The organism is Mesorhizobium sp. M1252 (assembly GCF_040318265.1).
In the GTDB taxonomy this organism is placed as follows: domain Bacteria; phylum Pseudomonadota; class Alphaproteobacteria; order Rhizobiales; family Rhizobiaceae; genus Mesorhizobium.
This window is the reverse complement of record NZ_JAMYLX010000015.1, coordinates 1-19,847: the sequence shown is the minus strand read 5'-3', so window position 1 is coordinate 19,847 and position 19,847 is coordinate 1. Positions and strand designations below refer to the sequence as shown.

Here is a 19,847-nt window from a genome sequence, read left to right as displayed (position 1 = left end):
TTATATATAATTCACCCATTGAAAGGCTTTGATATATAATGATCCGCCCGAGCGTTTATGTCTGATGGATCACGATGCTGGATGACGAGCAGACCTCGAAGACGGAAGTGGCCTATCGCCTGCTCAGGCGCGATATTCTTGCGACCCGGCTGGCGCCTGCCGCGCCGTTGAAGCTGAGCACGCTGCGCAACACCTACGGCATCGGCTGGACGCCGTTGCGCGAGGCGCTGTCGCGGCTGGAGGCGGAACGGCTTGTGACCGCCATCAGCAACCGCGGGTTTGCGGTCGCTCCCGTCTCTCGGGCGGAGCTCGAGGATTTGGCACGTGCGCGGCTGGTGGTCGAACTGCCCCTGCTGGTGGAATCGATCGAGAAGGGCGACCGTGAGTGGGAAGACGCGGTCGTTGCCGCCCACTATCGTCTCTCACGGTGCGGGTCTGTTCTCGACGATCCATCGGATGATGCGGTCGACGCGTGGTACGAAAAACACGATGCCTTCCATGCGGCGCTGCTCAGTGCCGCGACATCCAGCTGGCTGCTGCGCTTCAATGCAACGATTTCCGACCAATTGCATCGCCATCACCGCTTTCTGGGTCTGGCCCCGACGCTGCGCGCCGCCGCCGGCCGCACGGACGGACACCGGAAGGCCGTGGCGGCCCTGCGCGACGCCGTGGCGATCGAACACCATACCGCCCTGATGGAAGCGGCCCTCGATCGCGACGTCGAACGTGCGAAAACTCTGATGACCGCTCACATCGGCTACACGCTGCGGGTCTATGCCCAGAGAGAACCCCGCGCGGATGCTGCGCAGCCCCGTCCGAAAAGGAAGCGGCGATCGTAGCCGACGACGCAGGGCACTTTGTCTTCGTTTCACCCCGTTGCTGGCAACTGGGCGCAGGCGGCGCTCGCAGCGCCGAACGTTACGCTGAACAAAACGTCAACACATTCATTAAACTTTAAAAGGTTGCGGAACACAACTGGAACAGATAGTGTTTGTTCTGGGTTTGTTTTTTCTGATTCTGGTTTCAGAACCCTTGGGGGCCGCGATGCTGACGCGCAAACAACATGAGCTTCTGATGTTCATCCATGAACGCCTGAAGGAGAGCGGAATCCCGCCGTCCTTCGACGAGATGAAGGAAGCGCTCGACCTCGCCTCCAAGTCCGGCATCCACCGCCTGATCACGGCGCTTGAGGAGCGCGGTTTCATTCGCCGGCTGCCGAACCGGGCGCGCGCGCTGGAAGTGCTGCGGCTGCCCGACTCGATCGCACCAGGCCTCAATGCGGCGAGGAAGTTTTCGCCGAGCGTCATTCAGGGCAGTCTTGGTCAAACCGGCCAAGGGCAAGGCGGCCAAGGACAAGGCGCGTTGGGCCAAGGCGGTCTCGGCCGCCAGATCAAGCCGGGCTCGCCGTCGCGTTCGATGTCGGCCGGCAATGACGATGCCGTTTCCGCGATTTCAATCCCGGTTATGGGACGCATCGCCGCCGGCGTGCCGATCGACGCCATCCAGCATCAGACCCATTCGATCTCGGTGCCGCCCGATATGATCATGGGCGGCGAACACTACGCGCTCGAGGTCAAGGGCGATTCGATGATCGAGGCCGGCATTTTCGATGGCGACACGGTCATCATCCGCAATGCCGACACAGCCAGCCCCGGCGAGATCGTGGTGGCGTTGGTCGACGATGAGGAAGCGACCCTGAAACGCTTCCGCCGCAAGGGCGCCTCGATCGCCCTGGAAGCCGCCAACCCGGCCTACGAGACCCGCATTTTTGGACCGGACAGGGTGAAGGTGCAGGGCAAGCTTGTCGGATTGATCCGGCGCTACTGAGCCGGCTTGGGTTTGTACTTTTCACGCTGGTTGTAAGGCGGCAGGCCGCGCGCTTCGCGGGAGAAGCGGCGTTGCTCGTGCCAGGGGCGATACGGCTTGTCGACGGCGAAGCGGATGGTTGGCGCTGCAGCTGCCGATTGCGGATCGAAGAAGACGGCGGCGCTGCCGTCGCGGGCCAGCTGTTTCTTCGTCACGACCAGCACCAGCGGGTCGCGGCACGGATTGTAGGCGGTGGCGTCATCGATGACGATCAGGCTCGCGAAGGCACAGGCCGGCCGCGCCGTCTTGCGGTCTTTCGCAAGCGCTACAATGGCTCCGGAAGGGTGCCGGGCGATACAGAGATCGCCGGTGCAATAGAAGGGCGAGCCGGGCGGCAGATCGAGCGGATCGAGATCGAACCGCGTATCTGTTGACTCGAAAATCTCAGGTGGGATAATGGTTTCGGCCCGCAGCGCCCGTTTCCAATTGTCCGTGGTGAATTCGTTGGAGCGTTCGCGGTTGAGGGCGAGTTCGCCGCCACCGATCGGCATGGCCACCAGATGCGCATCCTCGGATATGAGCACGTCGGGCGTAAGCACCTGCGGCACCGTCAACAGGCCGGCCAGCGCGAAAGGCACGGCCGCCAGCCTGAGCCAGGTGGTGGCCATGGTGGCGATGACGAGGGCGACCGTCACCAGCAGCACCGAGCGGATGGAAATCAACCCGACGGCATCGACCGGCGAGCGCTCGGAAATCCAGGCCGATATGGCGATCATCGCCGTCAGGCCTTTGCCCATCACATAGAGGAACGGTCCGTCGGCGCCGAACGGCATCGCCAGCGCGCTGAGCACGGCAAACGGCATGACGATCAACGATACAATCGGCATCACGGCCAGATTGGCGATCAGGCTGAGCGGCGACACACGCTGAAAATGCCAGATGGCGAACAGCAAGGTTGCACTGCCGGCGATGATCGAGGTCATGGCGAGGCCGCCCATGGCCAGCGCGAATTTTCGCGACAGGAAGCCGACGAAGGAGCGCTTTGCCGGTGGCGTTCTCACCTTGTCGGCGCGGTAATCGGCCCAGCCGGCATAGGCGCCGACAAGGGCGGCAGTGGCGGCAAACGACATCTGGAAGCTGGGACCGACCACCTCGTGCGGCGACACCAGGATGACGGCAATGGCGGAGATCGCCAGATTGCGCATGGTGAGTGCGGCGCGATCAAACAGCACGGCGACAAGCATGACCGCTAGCATGATGAAACTGCGCTCGGCAGCCACCACGATGCCTGAAATGACGAGATAGGCGGCGATGGAGACGAGTGCTGCCACTGCTGCATATTTCTTCACCGGCCGGCGCGAGGAGAAATCCGGAAACAGCGCAAAGGCGCCGCGCAGCAACGCCATGATGGTGCAGGCAACCAGCGCCATATGCAGGCCGGAGATGGAGATGATGTGATAGATGCCGGTGCGCCGCATCGCTTCGTTGACCTCGTCCGGGATGCCGGCGCGCACGCCGACAATCAGCGCCGCGGCAATCTCGCCTTCGGCGCCGCCGATCTTGCCCCTGATATGGTCGGCAATGTTTTCGCGCGCGCTCTCGATTGCCGAGGAGAGCCGCGCGGTCAGCGGCGGCGGTCCCTGCGTAGCAATGGTTTTCGGATTGCCGAGAAAGAAGCCGCTGCCGCCGATACCGGTGAAATAGCTGTCGAAGGAGAAATCGTAGCTCTCCGGCCGCACCGGACCGGTCGGCGGCAACAGCCTGGCATAGCCGGTGATCAGGGAGCCGGCGGTCATATCGGCGGGAACGGTCCGCGCCGAGAGCCTGACCCGCTCCGGGGCGTAGCGCAGCTTGGGGTAAGCGGTCGAAACCACGTCGAGCGTCAGCCTGATGCGCCCGCTCTCCATCTGTTCGAGACTGACGACGCGGCCGGTCAGCCGTGTCTGGATCTCGGAGCCGAGCATCTGCGTTCCGGCGCGCCAGGTCTCGACTTTGGCGGCGACGACGCCGAGCGCGCACAGCATCGCGGCCATGCAGAACAGATGCGTCCTCGGCCGCGATCGCGTGGCGACAGCGCAACATGTCGCCAGCACCACAATGGCGATTGGCTGCGCAAAGCCCGGCTCGCCGGCCAGCGAGAAGTAGACGATGACGCCGGCTGCCAGGAAAACCGGGACCAGCAGGAAGGCGACGCCCCGGTCGAGCTCCGTGTTGGCGGCCACGGCAAGGCTGCGGCGGAGCGCGGGCCATGACGGGCGGCGAAGCCGTCTGCGCAGTCGGGCGATAGATCCGGGCGCTGTGACTTGCGCCGGCAAGGCGTGACCGGGCAGCGCGGGCGCTATGCCGGGATGCGGCTCAGGCAGCGCGAGGGGCAGCGGCTCGGCATAGGGACTATCGGCAAACAGCGAGCGTTCGCTGACGCTTGCCTCGCCGCCTTCGCCTTCCTTCGTGCCCCGGCCACGTCCAGCCATCGGGTCTGCCCCTTGCGCCCCAGACCTCCTATGCTACATGAACGCGCAAAGCGCGAAAGTCCGTGCGGTCGCGTCCACCGCGCCGGAATTGACCCGCCAAGGACGCTCAATCCTCAATCATATCCCGGCCCTCCGCCCTCAGGCGAGCAAGCCCATCGTGCATTGCCTTCAATTGTTCCGGTGTATGACCCTGCCATTCACCGAGTTCACCCAGGATGAGCAACGGATCACGGGAGCGGTAGGATTTCGTCGGATTACCGGGAAATTTTTTGTCGGTCAGGTTAGGGTCATCCATAAAAAACCCCGTCGGCTTTACGATGTAAATCCTTTGACGACCGTCACCCGTTGCAAGCTCTGCTCCCCAGATGGCGGCTTCCAGTGTCTGGGTGAAATAGATCCATGACAGTGGTTTACCTCTGAAATTGGAAGGGTGGCCGACGCTCAGCAGATCCCCGGGTTTCAAATCCGCCCGGGTACCATGGTAGAACGGATCACCCTCCGTATGGTCGGCGTTTTCGGTCATCGGTAGTCCTTCTTTCAATCATGCCTCCTTCGTGGCGAGACCGGCCTGCACACAGTTGCGGTGTTCACGATAATGATTGCAGAAAGGTCAATATCCGTGACCAAGCCAAGGCTGTCACGGCGGCGTTGTAGTCGGGCAGTGCCGCATCCGTGAAGAAATGTCCGCTCGTCAGAGGGGGCTACCACCGTCGCAGCGATGTTCCAGGCACTGTGACGGACGCTGCAGCCGAATGAAACCCAGACATTGACGCTGCTGCCAAACGAGGTTGCGCGGAGGGTGCGAACAGATTTTGTGCTACAAGGCTCCAGCGCCAGTTGACGCAACCGATAATTGCCGACGTGCCCCGGCCACGTCCAGCCATCGGGTCTGCCCCTTGCGCCCCAGACCCCCTATGCTACATGAACGCGCAAAGCGCGAAAGTCCGCGCGATCACGCTCCGCTTTCCAAGGTTCCAAGAGTTCCATGTCCGACACGGTCGTCACCCGTTTTGCCCCCTCGCCCACCGGCTATCTGCATATCGGCGGCGCGCGCACGGCGCTGTTCAACTGGCTGTACGCCAAGCACACCGGCGGCACGATGGTGCTGCGCATCGAGGACACCGACCGCGAACGCTTCAACGAGGCGGCGACACAGGCCATTCTGGATGGGCTGACCTGGCTCGGCCTTTCCTGGGACGGTGAGGCCATATCGCAGTTCGAGCGCGCGCCGCGCCACCGTGAGGTGGCCGAGGAGCTGGTGCGCCTGGGCAAGGCCTATTACAGCTACGAGACGCCTGCCGAGCTCGAGGCGATGCGCGAGGCCGCACGCGCCAAGGGTCTGCCGCCGCGCTACAACGGCCAGTGGCGCGATCGTGCCCCCTCGGAGGCGCCTCCCGGCGTCAAGGGCGCCATCCGCATCAAGGCGCCGACCGAGGGCGAAACCGTGGTGCACGACCGTGTGCAGGGCGAGGTGCGCTTCCCCAACAAGGACCTCGACGATTTCATCATTCTGCGCTCGGACGGCAATCCGACCTACATGCATGCCGTCGTCGTCGACGACCATGACATGGGCGTCACCCACATCATCCGTGGCGACGACCATCTGACCAACGCCGCGCGCCAGACGGTGATCTACAACGCCATGGGCTGGGACGTCCCGTCGATGTCGCATATCCCGCTGATCCACGGCGCCGACGGCGCCAAGCTGTCGAAGCGGCACGGCGCACTCGGTGTCGAGGCTTATCGCGCCATGGGCTATCTGCCCGAGGCACTGCTCAACTATCTGGCAAGGCTCGGCTGGAGCCATGGCGACGACGAGATCATGTCGATCAAGGACATGATTTCGTGGTTCGACATCGGCGATGTCAACAAGGGTGCGGCGCGCTTCGACTTCGCCAAGCTCGAGTCGATCAACGGCGCGCATATGCGCAAGATGGCCGATGCCGAGCTGTTCGACATTTTCGTCGCCACTCTGCCATACCTGGAAAGCGGACCGGCTATCGCCGCCCGTCTCGACGACGCCAGGAAGGCGCAGCTGCTGGCTGCCTTGCCGGGTCTGAAAGAGCGCTCCAAGACGCTGGTGGAACTGGCCGATGGCGCGGCCTTCCTGTTCGTCGAGCGGCCGCTGCCGATCGACGAGAAGGCGGCAGCACTGCTCAGTGCCGACGCGCGCGCGATCCTGCGCGGCGCACATGCCGCTTTGCAGACTGTTTCGGGCGATTGGTCGGCTGCCGCGGCTGAAGCCGCGGTGCGCGAGTTCGCAGCGGCCGGCGGCCACAAGCTCGGCGCCGTGGCCCAACCGCTCCGGGCGGCCCTTACCGGCCGTAGCACCTCGCCCGGCGTGTTCGACGTGCTTGCCGTGCTTGGCCGCGAGGAAAGCCTGGCGCGGATTGCGGATCAAATCGATTAGGAGCGAGCTGGCCCAAAAAGATTGGCATTGAAAGGCGGGTTTCGCAGTGCAACATTAGGCCTTGGCCCAATCAGGCACGCACCTCCCAAAATGCGGTGGCGAGTTCGCGCATTCCGGTGATTTCGACGTGTCGTTTGCAGGAATTGCCTTGCCGGCATGAGGAACATGAAGGAGTTTGAGAATGAGCGAAGCTGCGACAAGACTGGAAACCGGCAGCAAGACGACGCACCCGTCGACTGCCACGCTCGAACTGGCCGGCAAGACGCATGAATTCAAGGTGCGAAGCGGGTCGGTCGGGCCCGACGTCATCGACATCGGTGCGCTCTACAACACCACCGGCGCCTTCACCTACGATCCCGGCTTCACTTCGACGGCGAGCTGCGAGTCGGCGATAACCTTCATCGACGGCGATGCCGGCATCCTGCTTCACCGCGGCTATCCCATCGACCAGCTGGCCGAGCATGGCGACTTCCTCGAAGTCTGCTACCTCCTGCTCTACGGCGAACTGCCGACCAAGGCGCAGAAGGACGATTTCGACTACCGGGTGACGCGCCACACCATGGTGCACGAGCAGATGTCGCGCTTCTTCACCGGCTTCCGCCGCGACGCGCATCCGATGGCTGTGATGTGCGGCGTGGTCGGCGCGCTGTCGGCCTTCTATCACGACTCCACCGATATTTCGGATCCGTATCAGCGCATGGTCGCCTCGATGCGGCTGATCGCCAAGATGCCGACGATTGCGGCCATGGCCTACAAATACCATATCGGCCAGCCCTTCATTTACCCGAAGAACGAGCTGAACTTCGCCGCCAACTTCCTGCATATGTGCTTTGCGGTTCCGTGCGAGGAATACAAGATCAATCCGGTGCTGGCGCGCGCCATGGAGCGCATCTTCATCCTGCATGCCGACCACGAGCAGAACGCCTCGACCTCGACGGTGCGGCTTGCCGGCTCGTCGGGCGCCAATCCGTTCGCCTGCATCGCCGCCGGCATCGCTTGCCTGTGGGGCCCGGCGCATGGCGGCGCCAATGAGGCGGCGCTCAACATGCTGGGCGAGATCGGCCATGTCGACCACATCCCGGAATTCATCGCCCGCGCCAAGGACAAGAACGATCCGTTCCGGCTGATGGGCTTCGGCCATCGCGTCTACAAGAACTACGATCCTCGTGCGAAAATCATGCAGAAGACGGCGCATGAGGTACTCGGCGAACTCGGCATCAAGGACGATCCGCTGCTCGACATCGCCATGGAGCTGGAAAAGATCGCGCTGACCGATTCCTACTTCATCGAAAAGAAGCTCTATCCGAACGTCGATTTCTATTCCGGCATCACGCTGAAGGCGCTGGGCTTCCCCACCACCATGTTCACCGTGCTGTTCGCGGTCGCCCGCACCGTCGGCTGGATCGCGCAGTGGAAGGAAATGATCGAGGACCCGCACCAGAAGATCGGCCGCCCGCGCCAGCTCTATACCGGCGCCCCGGAACGCGACTACGTGCCGATTGCGAAAAGGTGAAAGAGAGTGAATGGTGAATGGTAAGTAGTGAATAGCATGTAGTAAGTAGCAGGTAGTAAGTAGCAGCTTGATTATAGCGAGAGCGCATTAATCACTATTCACTATTCACTATTCGCTATTCACTATTCATCGTTCACTCCTTACTAAGCCCTATTCGCTCTCCCGATGTGGCGAAGAACGACATCGGCGGCGATGTCGCCGGAGGGCCTGTCGGTGGCCATGCGTCTGGCAACCTCGCCAAAGCCGTCCTTTTGCCAAGCGCGGTAGGCGGTGTCTGAGAACAGTGCCTCGAGCTGCCGCGCCAGATAGTGCGGCCGCACATACTGGTTGTAGCTTTCCGGCACTACCGGCCGGTCGGCAATAAGGTTGGGCAAAGCAGCGCTCCACACCGTGATCAGGCTCTGCGCCATCAGCATGATCGGATCGAACTTGTAGCAAGAGATCATCGGGACACCCGACATCGCCAGTTCCAGTGACACCGTTCCAGACGCGGTCAGCGCCGCATCGGCCTTGCCGAAGGCCTGCCACTTGCGCTCGGGATCGAGGATGACTTCCGGCTCCTGATCCCAGCGCGCCACCGATGTCTTGACCAGTTCGGCGACATGCGGCACCGTCGGCAGCAACAGCCGCAGCCGGTGGCCACGCGCGCGCAGCGCCGACACCGTCTCGCCGAACGGACCGATAAGCCGGCTCACCTCGCCGCGCCGCGACCCTGGCAGGACGAGCAGCGTCTTGACGTGATCGGCCGAGAGATCGCGTGGCTGGGCTTGCGCCCTGGCCGCGCCCTGCACGCCTGGATCATGCGTGAGGCGATGTCCGACGTAAGTGCCAGGCGGGCCGCCGAGACGGCTGAGCTCCTTTACCTCGAAAGGCAGGATGCACAGTATGTGGTCGACATAGGGCTTCATCGCGGCCGCCCTACCCGGCCGCCACGCCCAGACGCTCGGGCAGACATAATGGACGATCGGGATCGACGGATCGGCGGCGCGGATCTTTTTGGCGACGCGCAGCGAGAAATCGGGGCTGTCGATGGTGATCAGACAGTCGGGTTTTTCGGCGGCGACAGCACTTGCCGTCTGGCTGATCCGCCGCATCAGGCGCGGCAAGTCACGCAGGATGGCGCTGAGCCCCATCAGCGCGATCTCGGCGCCGTCGAACAGCGGCGCCAGTCCGAGCGCCTGCAGATGCCGCCCGCCAGTGCCGACGAGTTGCACCTCGCGCCCGGTCATGCGCTTCAGCGCCTGCACGATGTCGGCGCCGAGCAGGTCGCCGGATTCTTCGCCGGCGACGATGGCAATCTTCAGCGGCTTCTCAGCTGCCATGGACAGACTCCGCAGCCGGCAGGCCGAACACGAACAGGCCGAGCGCATTGGCGCGCGCGACAACGGCGGGGCCTTCGAGGATGAGCGAACGGCGGGCTTCGACGGCAATGCCGGCGAGCCCCGCGGCATGCGCCGCCTCGACGGTCTGGGGGCCAATAGATGGCAGATCGGCACGCAATTCCTGGCCAGGTTTGGCGCATTTGACCAGGACACCGCGCGTCTTGCCGGCCAGCCTGCCATGGCCGCGCAACTGCTGCGTCCGCTCGAGCAGTCCGTGGGTGCCCTCGACGCCTTCCAGGGCAACAGTGCGGCCACCGATGGCAATTGCCGCCTGACCAATGTCGAGCGCGCCGATGGCCTTTGCCGCCGCGTGTGCCGCCTCGATATCGCGCCAGTCGGACTTTCGCGGCACTGCTTTGGTCAGCGGCCCTTCGGCCGCGACGAGCCGGGGCACGACTTCATGCGCACCGACAACCTTGACGCCCCGTGCCTCCAGGCCGCGGGTCAATATCTTCAACAGCCCGTCATCGCCGCGGGCAAGCGCCATGGCGAGCGAGGGTATAAGTGCCAGTAGCCCAAGGTTCGGACGCATGTCGACCAACCGCGGCCTGCGCCTGATCTCGCCGGCAAGCACAAGATGGGTGATCCGCCGGCGCCTCAGCAACGCAACCAGCGAGCCGATGTCTTCCAGCGCAAGGCTTTCATGCTCATAGATTGTGAGGTCGGACTGACGGTCGGCCTGACCTTCGACCAGGATGATGACGGGCGGATGTCCGGCCTCCGCCAGGCCGGCGGCAACTTCGACCGGCAAGCTACCGCCGCCGGCAATGATGCCGACCCTGGCGTCCGGCGCAAGATCGAGGGCCGTTGAAGTGGCCTCAGCCTTCGTCATCGGCATCGTCGCCGTCGCCACCCTTAAGCGACGGGACGGCAAAATGCCGCTTGCCGCGACTGGTGATGAAATCGATGATTTTCATGGCCGTCGGCGACGACGCAAACTCGGCCTTGGCGAATTCGATGTTCTCGCCGACAGTGCGGGAGCGGTCGAAGATGGTCTTGTAAGCCTTGCGCAGCAGGTAGATTTCGGCGCGCGGCAACCCGGCGCGCTTCAGGCCGATGATGTTGAGTCCACGCAGGCTCGCGCGATTGCCCACCGCAATGGCGTAGGGAATGACATCGCCGACAAAAGCCGAGCAGCCGCCGAGAAAGGCGTTGTCACCAACACGCACGAACTGATGAACGGCGCTGAGGCCGCCAATATAAACGCTGTCACCGACCTCGCAATGGCCGCCCAGGGTCGCGCCATTAGCGAAGGTGGCGTTTTTACCGACGACGCAATCATGGGCAATGTGGGCATAGGCAAGGAAATTGCCGTTGTCGCCGACGGTCGTCTCGCCGCGGCTGGAATCGGTGCCGAGATGCATGGTCACGCCTTCGCGGATCGTGCAGTTCTGGCCGATGACCAAAGTGGTGCGGCCGCCCTTGTGCTTGGTGTTCTGCGGCGGTCCGCCCAGTGTCGCCATTGGATAGACCTTGGTCGCGGCGCCAATGGTTGTCGCGCCCAGCACCGAGACATGGCTGACCAGTTCGACGCGGTCACCGATCACGGCGTCAGCGCCGACATAGCAGAAAGGTCCTATTGCGGCGCCTTCGCCGATCTGCGCGCCGGCCTCGATGACGGCCGAGGGGTGGATTGAAGTCTGTATTTTCATGAGCATTTCGAACCGTCAGCCGGTAACCATCATTGCCGAGATCTCGGCTTCGGCGGCCTTTGTGCCCTCCACCATGGCCTCGCAGGCGAATTTGAGCAGGTTGCCGCGCATCTTGATTTTCTTGACGTGGATTTTCAACTGGTCGCCCGGGACGACCGGTTTGCGGAATTTCGCATTATCGATGGTCAGGAAATAGACCAGCGACGGCTTTTCCGTGTTGAGGTTACGGATGCAGATCGCCCCGGCGGTCTGCGCCATGGCCTCGACGATGAGCACGCCCGGCATCACCGGCTGATCCGGGAAATGGCCCTGGAAATGCGGCTCATTGATGGTCACGTTCTTGATGCCGATGGCAGAATCATTGCCGTCGATTTCGATGATGCGATCGATCATCAGGAAGGGATAGCGATGCGGTAAAAGCTTCATCAACCCCAATATATCGACCGCTTCGAGCGTCGCCGGCACCATCTCAGCTACTTCCCCCTTCGCCCTGCTTGCGCGTCCTGGCGAGCTTCCTCAGCATGGCGATCTCGCGCATGGCTTCCGCCATCGGCTGCGCCGGATAGCCTCCCCAGATCTCGCCCGCCGGCACGTTGCTCATGAACCCGCTTCTTGCAGCAAGCTTGGCCCCTGATCCGATGGTCAAATGATCGGCAAGGCCAACGCCGCCGCCCATGGTGACACCGTCGCCGACGGTGACGGAGCCGGAAATACCAGAGAGCCCGGCAATAATGCAATTGCGGCCGATGCGAACGTTATGGGCGATCTGCACCAGATTGTCGATCTTGGTGCCCTGACCGATGACCGTATCCGACATGGCGCCGCGATCGACGGTCGTGTTCGAGCCGATTTCGACATCGTCCTGGATGATGACGCGGCCGACCTGCGGCACACGCTCGGGTCCTTTGGCGCCGCCGACAAAGCCGAAGCCGTCCTGGCCGATCCTGGCGCCGCCATGAATGATGACGCGGTTGCCGATCAGCGCGTACTGAACACTGACACCCGGCCCGATGTAGCCGTCACGGCCGATCTGGCAGGAGGGACCGATTACGGCGTGGGGGGCAATGACTGTTCCGCTGCCTATGGAAGCACGCGGCCCGATGACCGCTCCGGCTTCGATGATCGCGCCTGCCTCGATATGCGCCGTGGCATCGACATGAGCTTGCGGCGAGACCCCGGTTTCGCTGGTCATCGGTCCCGGCGTAGCCGCTGTCGGGAACAGCAGCCGGCCGATCATGGCGAAGGCCTGCTGCGGGCGCGGATGCACCAGAACCGCGATGCCGGCCGGCGCCTTGCCCGCGAACTCGGCGGGGCAAAACACGGCCGCCGCCTTCAGCGACTGCATCAGCGCGAAATTGCGCTTGCCGTCGACGAAGACGAGCGCACCCTCGCCGCCTTCATTGGCTGGCGCCAACGCATCGATCGATATGTGGGCGAGGTCGGAATCAACGAGCGACGCGCCGGTCAGATTCGCGACTTCGCCGGCCGTATACCGGCGTGATGGCGCGAAGAACACCGGATCGGTCATTCCAGAAGCAATATCCAGCTAGGTCGGATCAATTCTCTTCCGGACCCCAACGGCCCGGAAGCATCGTTACCGCAAGATCAGAAGCGGCTCGACATGCCGAAGTTGAATTCCTGCACGTCGTCGGTCTTTTCCTTCTTGACGGGCATCGCGTAGTCAATGCGGATCGGGCCGAAGGGCGATGACCACAACAAGCCGACACCAACCGAGGCGCGCAACTTCATATCGACCGAGGCCTGATCGACGCCGGCGGTGTCGATCTTGCTGCCGTACAGTGTGGCGGCATCAGCAAACACAGCGCCGCGCACACCAAAGCTTTCCGGAATGACCGGTATCGGAAATTGAGCTTCCGCCGACGCATTGAAATAGGTGGTGCCGCCGAGGTGATCACCTGTTGCAATATCCACAGGGCCAATGCCACCATACTCGAAGCCGCGGATCATGCGGTCGCTGCTCTTGAACTGATCGAAGATACGCAGTCCATTATCGCCATAGCCCGCGATATGGCCAGCACCGCCGGAGATCAGGCCGACCAGATCCAACTGTTCTGATAGAGTCTGGTAGACGGTGCCGCGACCGGTAACCTTGACGAATTTGGCATCGCCACCAAGGCCGGCCACTTCCACAGTCGTGGTGGCGTAGATGCCTTCATGCGGGCTCTTCATGTCGTCTATGGTGTTGTAGACCAAGCCGAGACTGACGGACGATTTGATCCAAGGGCTTTCATCAATACCCTCTCGAATTGCGGCAGAAACGTCGCATTTCGAGGGATCATAGGTGCCGCTGGTCAAGCAGTCATCATCATATTTATACTTTTCCTGCGCGATATTGTACGCTAGCTGCGTCGAGATATTATCGGTGATCGGCAGGCCGAAGCGAACCGTCGCACCCAGCGTCTCGCTGTCGTAGTCCGAATAATTTCGCGTCTGCTGGAAGATATCGAAACCGGCGGCGATACGGCGCCCGAGGAAATAGGGCTCGGTGAAGGACAGGCTGTAGTCGCGCGAATTCTTGCCGCCGCCGGCTGAGACCTTGATGTACTGGCCGCGACCGAGGAAGTTGCGCTCCGCAACCGATCCCTCGACGGACGGACCGGCAGTCTCGCCACCGGTCGAATAACCGGCGCCGATCGAGAACTCACCAGTCGACTTCTCGACCACGTCGACCACAAGCACGACCTGGTCAGGCTCGGAACCCGGAACAGTCGAAATGTCGACTTTCTCAAAATAATCCAGCGCTTCCAGCCGCTTCTTCGCGCGCTGAATGAGAACCTGGTTGAAGGCGTCGCCTTCGCTGACATCGAATTCGCGCCGAATGACATAGTCGCGCGTGCGGTCGTTGCCGCGGATTTCGATGCGCTCGACATAGGCCTTGGTGCCCTGGTCGATCGTGTAGACGACCGAAATGGTGTGATTCTCGAAGTTACGGTCGCCGCGCGGCGTCACCTGGGCGAAGGCATAACCAGAACCCGCCACCTTCTCGGTCAGCGCGATGATGGTGTCCTCGACATCCTTGGCGTTGTAGACGTCGCCCTTGTGGGTCTGAACCACCGATTCCAGCGCCTTCGAGTCGACTTCGGGAATGGTGCTCTCGACGCTGACGTCGCCGAACGTATAGCGGTCCCCTTCCTGGACGGTGATGGTAACGGTGTATTGGTTGGTCGTGTCGTCGAGCTCACCGACAGCAGAGACCACCTGGAAGTCAGCATAGCCGTGATTGTAATAGAAGCGGCGAAGCGATTCCTGGTCGGCGCGAAGCTTGTCCTCGTCATAGACGTCGTCACGCAGCACGAAGGACAGGAAGCTTGAGCGCTTGGTGGCGATGACGTCGGACAGGCGGCGACTCGAATAGGCGCTGTTGCCGACGAAATTGACTGCGGCGATCTTGGTGCGGCCGCCTTCGTTGATGTTGAAGACCACGTTCACGCGGTTGTCGCCGAGGTCCATGATCTGCGTCGTCACGGCGGCATCGTCGCGGCCAATTCGCTTGTAGGCAGCTTTCACCGCCTCGACATCGGAGTCCAGCGTTGCCTGCGAGAACGTTCCGCGCGGCTTCAACTGCACGGCGATTGCCAGCGCATTGTCCTTGAGCTTCTTGTTGCCCTGGAACAGAACCTGGTTCACGACCTGATATTCGGCAACCTTGACCACCAGCGTCGAACCGACCTGATTGATCTGAACGTCCGAGAACAGCCCGGTACCAAACAGTGCCTTGACCGCATCGTCGATATCGGCGCTGGAAAACGCCTTGCCCGGCTTGATCGTGATGTAGTTGCGGATGGTGTCGGCGTCGACACGCTGGTTGCCGCTGACCTCGACTCTCGAGACAACGGCTGCCTGCGCCGCAGATGTGGCAACGAACTGCACGGCGAGCGCACCTGGTACAACCAGAGCGGCGGACATAGCCACCGCGGACGCGGCGCTCAAAAATTTGGATGCTGCCTTCATCGGGCTTTTGTACCTTTTCTCGAAGTCCCCACGGCGAGAAAACCGGACGTGCGGTAATTTCTCCTACCGTATTAACCGGATTTTCCCTACACGCAAGGCTTCAGGTTAATTTGTAATTACTTAACCCTGATGCGTGGCTTTCGCGTCACGCATACCCCCGTGCATGGTAAACGGCGTCTCAACATTGCCGGTGCTGAAGCCAAATTTCTTCATGATTTCAGCACCCAAACAGATCGTTCCAGAAGACGAAGCCCATAAATCCCAACACCAGAAAGAGGCCGGCCCGGTATCCCATTTCCATCATCCGCTCCGATACCGGACGCCGGAAAACGGCTTCGAGTGCGTAGAACAGGAGGTGGCCGCCGTCGAGGGGGGGAATCGGCAAAAGGTTCAGAATTCCGATCCCGACCGATAGCCCGGCGACGAGTTGCACCAGCCATAGGAAGCCCAGCTTTGCCGCCTGCCCCGACATCTTGGCGATCTTGATGGGGCCGCCCAGCTGGCATTTGTCTTCGCGGCCGACAACGAATCGCTGCAGGAACTGGCCGGTGCGCTGAATGACGTGCCCCGTCTCCTCGACCGCGGCGCCGACTGCTCCGACAGGGCTGTAGGTGATCAGCCTGGGCTGGCCGACATCCTTGTTGTTGACGACGCCGATGACGGCCACCTTGACCTTGTTGCCCAGCGCGTCCAGCTGCTCCATCGGCTCCGGCGTCGCGACGACGGTGACCTCCTTGCCGTCGCGCAACATGGTGAAGGTGATGGCGTCGCCGCCGCGGCCTGAGACCAGGCGTTGGACGTCGGCGAAGGTCTCAACCTTGCTGCCGTCGACGGCGACGAATCGGTCGCCTGGCAAAATGCCGGCCCTTTCGGCTGGACTGCCGGCGGTGACCGCCGCCACCATCGGCTCAAACACAGGGCGGCCATAGAGGGAAAACAGCACGGCAAAGACGGCAATGGTCAAAAGGAAGTTGAACAGCGGTCCGGCCACCACCGTGGCGGCGCGTTTCCAGATCGGCTGCGTGTGGAAGGCGACCTTGCGTTCAGCGTCAGTCAGCGTTTCCAGATCTTCCGAACTCGGCTGGCTCGACGTGGCGCTCATGTCGCCGACGAATTTGACATAACCGCCGAGCGGTATGGCGCAGAGCTTCCAGCGCGTGCCGTGGCTGTCGTTGAAGCCGAGAAGTTCGGGGCCGAAGCCGATCGAAAAGGCCTTCACGCCAATGCCGCACCAGCGGCCGACCAGGTAATGTCCCATTTCGTGAATGAAGACGACCACGGTCAGCACGAACAGAAACGGCACCAGCGTGCCGAGGACAAAGCCTTCCGTGCTGAAAAACGCGTGAAGAATTTCGTTCAAGTCGTGCCCTCAAATTCACCCGCGGCAAAAGGTGTCGCCGCGACTGTGACATCAATCCAGGCGAATCCGTGGCGTGCGCCATTTCTTCGCCGTGAAATATCACTCAAGCCGGAAACAGCCCCTGCGCCGGATGATCGGCGCCCGCCGAAATCCAGCCGATCACGTATAGGGCAAAAGCCGCCGCGACAAGCCCGTCCACCCTGTCCATGACACCGCCATGCCCGGGTATCAACGCGCTTGAATCCTTGCGGCCGTGGCGGCGCTTGACCCAGGATTCGAAGAGATCGCCAGCCTGGGCAACAATCGACAGCACCAGCGCAACCAAGGCGAGGACGCCAAGATTGCCGGCCCCGGCGGCGGCAGCCAGAAGCACGCCGGCGGCCACGCCGCCGACAGCGCCGCCAAGTGCGCCGCTCTGCGTCTTGCCGGGGGATATAGATGGCGCGAGCTTGGGCCCACCGACGGAGCGGCCGACGAAATAGGCGAAGATGTCGGTCGCCCAGACCACGGCGAACAGAAACAGGATTGCGACCAGGCCGGGATGGTCGCCGCCGCGCAGCAGCGCCAGCGATAAGCCGGACAAAGCCGCGTAGGCAAGACCGGCTGCATCCCATTGCGCCGCTCCACGCATACGGGCGCCGACAGCAGCGACCACAACCATGGCCAGGACAAGAGACAGAAGCCACGATGCCGGCACGCCTGCAACCAGGGCGACGACGAAAACCAGAAGCAGCGCTTCGGGAATGAAGCCGAGGGTCGCACCGGCCAAGGGGCGCGACATGCGCGCCCATTCATAGAAGATGACCGCCGATATCCCGGCGCAAAGCAGGCGGAACCACAGCCCTCCCAACCAGGTCAGGCCAAGCGCTATTGCGGCCAGCACCAGCGCCGAGACGATGCGAAGCTGAAGATTGTTCATCCCGCCGCCGATCACGAGGCAGCGACATCTTGAGCGGCAAGCCCGCCAAAACGGCGCTCGCGGCCAGCAAAATCGCGCAATGCGTCGGCCAGGTGTTCGCGGCTGAAGTCAGGCCAGTAGCAAGGCAGAAAAACCAGTTCGCTGTAGGCTGCCTGCCACAGAAGGAAGTTCGACAGCCGAAGCTCGCCACTGGTGCGGATGACCAGCTCCGGATCGGGAATGCCTGCGGTGTCGAGGGCGCCGGCAAAAGTGTCTGCCGTGATCGCCTCTGCGTCGATCTCGCCGCGCGCCACTGCGGCTGCGAGCTTGCGTGCCGTGCGCACGATCTCGTCGCGCCCGCCATAGTTGAAGGCGATGACCAAGGTCAGCGATTCATTGCGCGCAGTCAGCGATTCGGCCTCTTCGAGCAGGCCCCTGATGTCCGGCTGCAGCCCCGCCCTGTCACCGATGATCCTGACGCGCACGCCGTTCTGGTGCAGTTCGGCCAGATCGCGGCGGATGAACAGCTTCAAAAGCCCCATCAGGTCGCTCACTTCGGCCTTGGGCCGCGACCAGTTTTCCGACGAAAAGGCGTAGACGGTCAGGAAGGAAATGCCGAGACCGGGCGCGGCGCGCACCGTCTTGCGCAGCGCTTCGACGCCGGCGCGATGGCCGGCAAGCCGCGGCATGCCGCGCGCTTTGGCCCAGCGTCCGTTTCCATCCATGATGATCGCGACATGCGCGGGCGTTGCCATTGTCTCGCTTTCGGGCCGGTGTGGGCCGACCCTAGACCTGCATGATTTCAGCTTCCTTATCGGAAAGCAGGTGATCGATGGTGCTGATCGTTTCGTCGGTCAGCTTCTGGACCTGATCGGAGCGCTTGCGCTGATCGTCCTCGCTGATGTCGCCGTCCTTTTCCGCCTTCTTCAAGAAGTCCATGCCGTCGCGACGGACATGGCGCACCGCAACGCGGGCGTTCTCGGCGTAGCCATGCGAAATCTTGACCAGTTCCTTGCGGCGCTGCTCGTTGAGCTCGGGCAGCGGAATTCTGAGATTGGTGCCGTCGACGATCGGATTGAAGCCGAGATTGGATTCTCTGATGGCACGGTCGACCGCGCCGACCATCGACTTGTCCCATACCGAAACCGAGATCATGCGCGGCTCCGGCACCGACACGTTCGCCACCTGGTTGATGGGCATGGTGGTGCCGTAGGCCTGGACCTGGATGGCGTCGAGCAGATTGCTGGAGGCACGGCCGGTGCGCAGCGAAGCCAGATCGTGCTTGAAGGCGGCGATCGCGCCATCCATGCGCCGCTTGAGGTCGTCGAACTCACCACTCATCTTAGTCTCCTCGACCCGTTTGATCCGGGTTCAGTGCTTAGGGCCTATATTCGGACCCGCTTTCGAAAACTGATCCCCTTTTTAGGAGAGTATACTCCGGGTCACTCGTCGGCGACGATCGTGCAACGGCCGCCGCCCCGCAGAATATCGCCGAAACCACCTTTTTCGTGGATCGAATAGACGATTATCGGGATGTTGTTTTCGCGCGCAAGTGCAATTGCGGCGGTATCCATGATCGAAAGGCCCTTGTTGATGACTTCGGCATGGCTGATGCGCTCGAAGCGGGTCGCATTCGGATCCTTCTTGGGATCGGCCGAATAGACGCCGTCGACCTGGGTGCCCTTGAACAGCGCGTCGGCGCCGATCTCGGCGGCGCGCAAGGCCGCGGCCGAATCGGTGGTGAAGAACGGATTGCCGGTGCCGCCGGCGAAAATGACGACCTTGCCCTGGTTCATATAGGCGGTGGCCTGGCGCTGGGAAAAACTCTCGCAAAGTTCGGGCATGGCTATGGCCGACAGCACGACGGCGTCGACGCCGATCTTGTTCAGCGAGGTGCGCAGCGCCAGCGAGTTGATGACGGTGGCCAGCATGCCCATGTGGTCGCCGGTGACACGGTCGCCGCCCTTGGATGCCACCGCCACGCCGCGAAAGATATTGCCGCCGCCAATGACGACGCCGACCTCGATACCAAGTGCGCGGGCTTCGGCGATGTCGGCGGCGATTCGGTCGACCACCGAGACATCGATGCCGAAATGCTGCTCGCCCATCAACGCTTCGCCCGACGCTTTCAGCAGGACACGTCGATAGAGGGGCTTTGCCGTCATCTGGACCTCGTCATTGTTGCGTATGGCAGCCTGGGCAGGCCGCCCTCGCGCGGGCGCCGCCGCTGGCGCGATGCCGAGTTCCGATACACGAAGGGCGCCGCCATGTCACGCCGCGCCCCGCGCCCCAAAACGCGGTACCCTCGCGGCCCGGGAGTTTCTGGTGGTGGAGACCGCCGGGCCGGGGGGGGGTTATACACATCTGCCCCGGCCGACGATCC

The 19,847-nt window shown here is 62.5% G+C and carries 17 protein-coding genes; 4 read left to right on the top strand and 13 right to left on the bottom strand.

The window, feature by feature from the left end:
* Positions 1-74 precede the first annotated feature (74 nt).
* Both NKH22_RS25090 and lexA read left to right on the top strand, forming a co-directional pair.
* Positions 75-839 carry a GntR family transcriptional regulator gene (locus tag NKH22_RS25090; protein WP_023684704.1) on the top strand — a complete coding sequence of 255 codons (765 nt, stop codon included), beginning with the start codon at positions 75-77 and terminating at the stop codon, positions 837-839.
* A gap of 205 nt (positions 840-1,044) precedes the next feature.
* A complete protein-coding gene (gene lexA, locus NKH22_RS25085; RefSeq protein ID WP_023684703.1) occupies positions 1,045-1,827 on the top strand; it encodes a transcriptional repressor LexA in 783 nt (260 codons plus the stop codon).
* Here lexA and NKH22_RS25080 read toward each other — a convergent pair.
* Both NKH22_RS25080 and arr read right to left on the bottom strand, forming a co-directional pair.
* Complete coding sequence (locus NKH22_RS25080; RefSeq protein WP_023822205.1) at positions 1,821-4,277, bottom strand: ComEC/Rec2 family competence protein; 2,457 nt, start codon at positions 4,275-4,277, stop codon at positions 1,821-1,823. The genes lexA and NKH22_RS25080 overlap by 7 nt on opposite strands.
* Positions 4,278-4,383: 106 nt before the next feature.
* Entirely contained in the window at positions 4,384-4,800 is a 417-nt protein-coding gene (gene arr, locus NKH22_RS25075) for an NAD(+)--rifampin ADP-ribosyltransferase (RefSeq protein ID WP_023754865.1), read from the bottom strand.
* A gap of 462 nt (positions 4,801-5,262) precedes the next feature.
* Between arr and gltX the strand changes: the two genes are divergently transcribed.
* Complete coding sequence (gene gltX, locus NKH22_RS25070) at positions 5,263-6,687, top strand: glutamate--tRNA ligase (protein WP_023822206.1); 1,425 nt, start codon at positions 5,263-5,265, stop codon at positions 6,685-6,687.
* A gap of 181 nt (positions 6,688-6,868) precedes the next feature.
* Positions 6,869-8,200, top strand: coding sequence for a citrate synthase (gltA, locus tag NKH22_RS25065; protein ID WP_023671037.1), 1,332 nt, complete (start codon positions 6,869-6,871; stop codon positions 8,198-8,200).
* A 143-nt stretch (positions 8,201-8,343) separates the two neighbouring features.
* Here gltA and lpxB read toward each other — a convergent pair whose 3' ends face one another.
* The 11 genes from lpxB to pyrH form a co-directional block, all read right to left on the bottom strand.
* Complete coding sequence (lpxB, locus tag NKH22_RS25060; protein ID WP_023706237.1) at positions 8,344-9,522, bottom strand: lipid-A-disaccharide synthase; 1,179 nt, start codon at positions 9,520-9,522, stop codon at positions 8,344-8,346.
* Positions 9,512-10,414, bottom strand: coding sequence for an LpxI family protein (locus NKH22_RS25055; protein ID WP_023706236.1), 903 nt, complete (start codon positions 10,412-10,414; stop codon positions 9,512-9,514). The genes lpxB and NKH22_RS25055 overlap by 11 nt, the downstream gene beginning before the upstream one ends.
* Positions 10,401-11,234, bottom strand: a complete 834-nt coding sequence (gene lpxA, locus NKH22_RS25050; protein WP_023706235.1) for an acyl-ACP--UDP-N-acetylglucosamine O-acyltransferase — start codon at positions 11,232-11,234, stop codon at positions 10,401-10,403. Before lpxA ends, NKH22_RS25055 begins: the two co-directional genes overlap by 14 nt.
* A gap of 15 nt (positions 11,235-11,249) precedes the next feature.
* Positions 11,250-11,702, bottom strand: a complete 453-nt coding sequence (gene fabZ, locus NKH22_RS25045; protein WP_023684696.1) for a 3-hydroxyacyl-ACP dehydratase FabZ — start codon at positions 11,700-11,702, stop codon at positions 11,250-11,252.
* Position 11,703: 1 nt separating this feature from the next.
* Positions 11,704-12,762 carry a UDP-3-O-(3-hydroxymyristoyl)glucosamine N-acyltransferase gene (lpxD, locus tag NKH22_RS25040; RefSeq protein WP_023724381.1) on the bottom strand — a complete coding sequence of 353 codons (1,059 nt, stop codon included), beginning with the start codon at positions 12,760-12,762 and terminating at the stop codon, positions 11,704-11,706.
* 77 nt (positions 12,763-12,839) lie between these two features.
* The gene (gene bamA / locus NKH22_RS25035; protein WP_352911435.1) at positions 12,840-15,206 is read right to left on the bottom strand and encodes an outer membrane protein assembly factor BamA; all 2,367 of its coding nucleotides are present in this window, start codon (positions 15,204-15,206) and stop codon (positions 12,840-12,842) included.
* 217 nt (positions 15,207-15,423) lie between these two features.
* Positions 15,424-16,566: an RIP metalloprotease RseP gene (gene rseP / locus NKH22_RS25030; RefSeq protein WP_023688578.1), complete on the bottom strand. Its 1,143-nt coding sequence runs from the start codon at positions 16,564-16,566 to the stop codon at positions 15,424-15,426.
* A gap of 103 nt (positions 16,567-16,669) precedes the next feature.
* Positions 16,670-17,485 (bottom strand): phosphatidate cytidylyltransferase, encoded by an 816-nt coding sequence (locus NKH22_RS25025; RefSeq protein ID WP_023696555.1) that lies wholly within the window; start codon positions 17,483-17,485, stop codon positions 16,670-16,672.
* Positions 17,486-17,496: 11 nt separating this feature from the next.
* On the bottom strand, positions 17,497-18,219 hold the full coding sequence (locus NKH22_RS25020) for an isoprenyl transferase (protein WP_023748403.1): 723 nt from the start codon (positions 18,217-18,219) through the stop codon (positions 17,497-17,499).
* 31 nt (positions 18,220-18,250) lie between these two features.
* Positions 18,251-18,805 (bottom strand): ribosome recycling factor, encoded by a 555-nt coding sequence (gene frr, locus NKH22_RS25015; protein ID WP_023671027.1) that lies wholly within the window; start codon positions 18,803-18,805, stop codon positions 18,251-18,253.
* 101 nt (positions 18,806-18,906) lie between these two features.
* Complete coding sequence (gene pyrH, locus NKH22_RS25010; protein WP_023671026.1) at positions 18,907-19,629, bottom strand: UMP kinase; 723 nt, start codon at positions 19,627-19,629, stop codon at positions 18,907-18,909.
* Between the last annotated feature and the right edge of the window lie 218 nt (positions 19,630-19,847).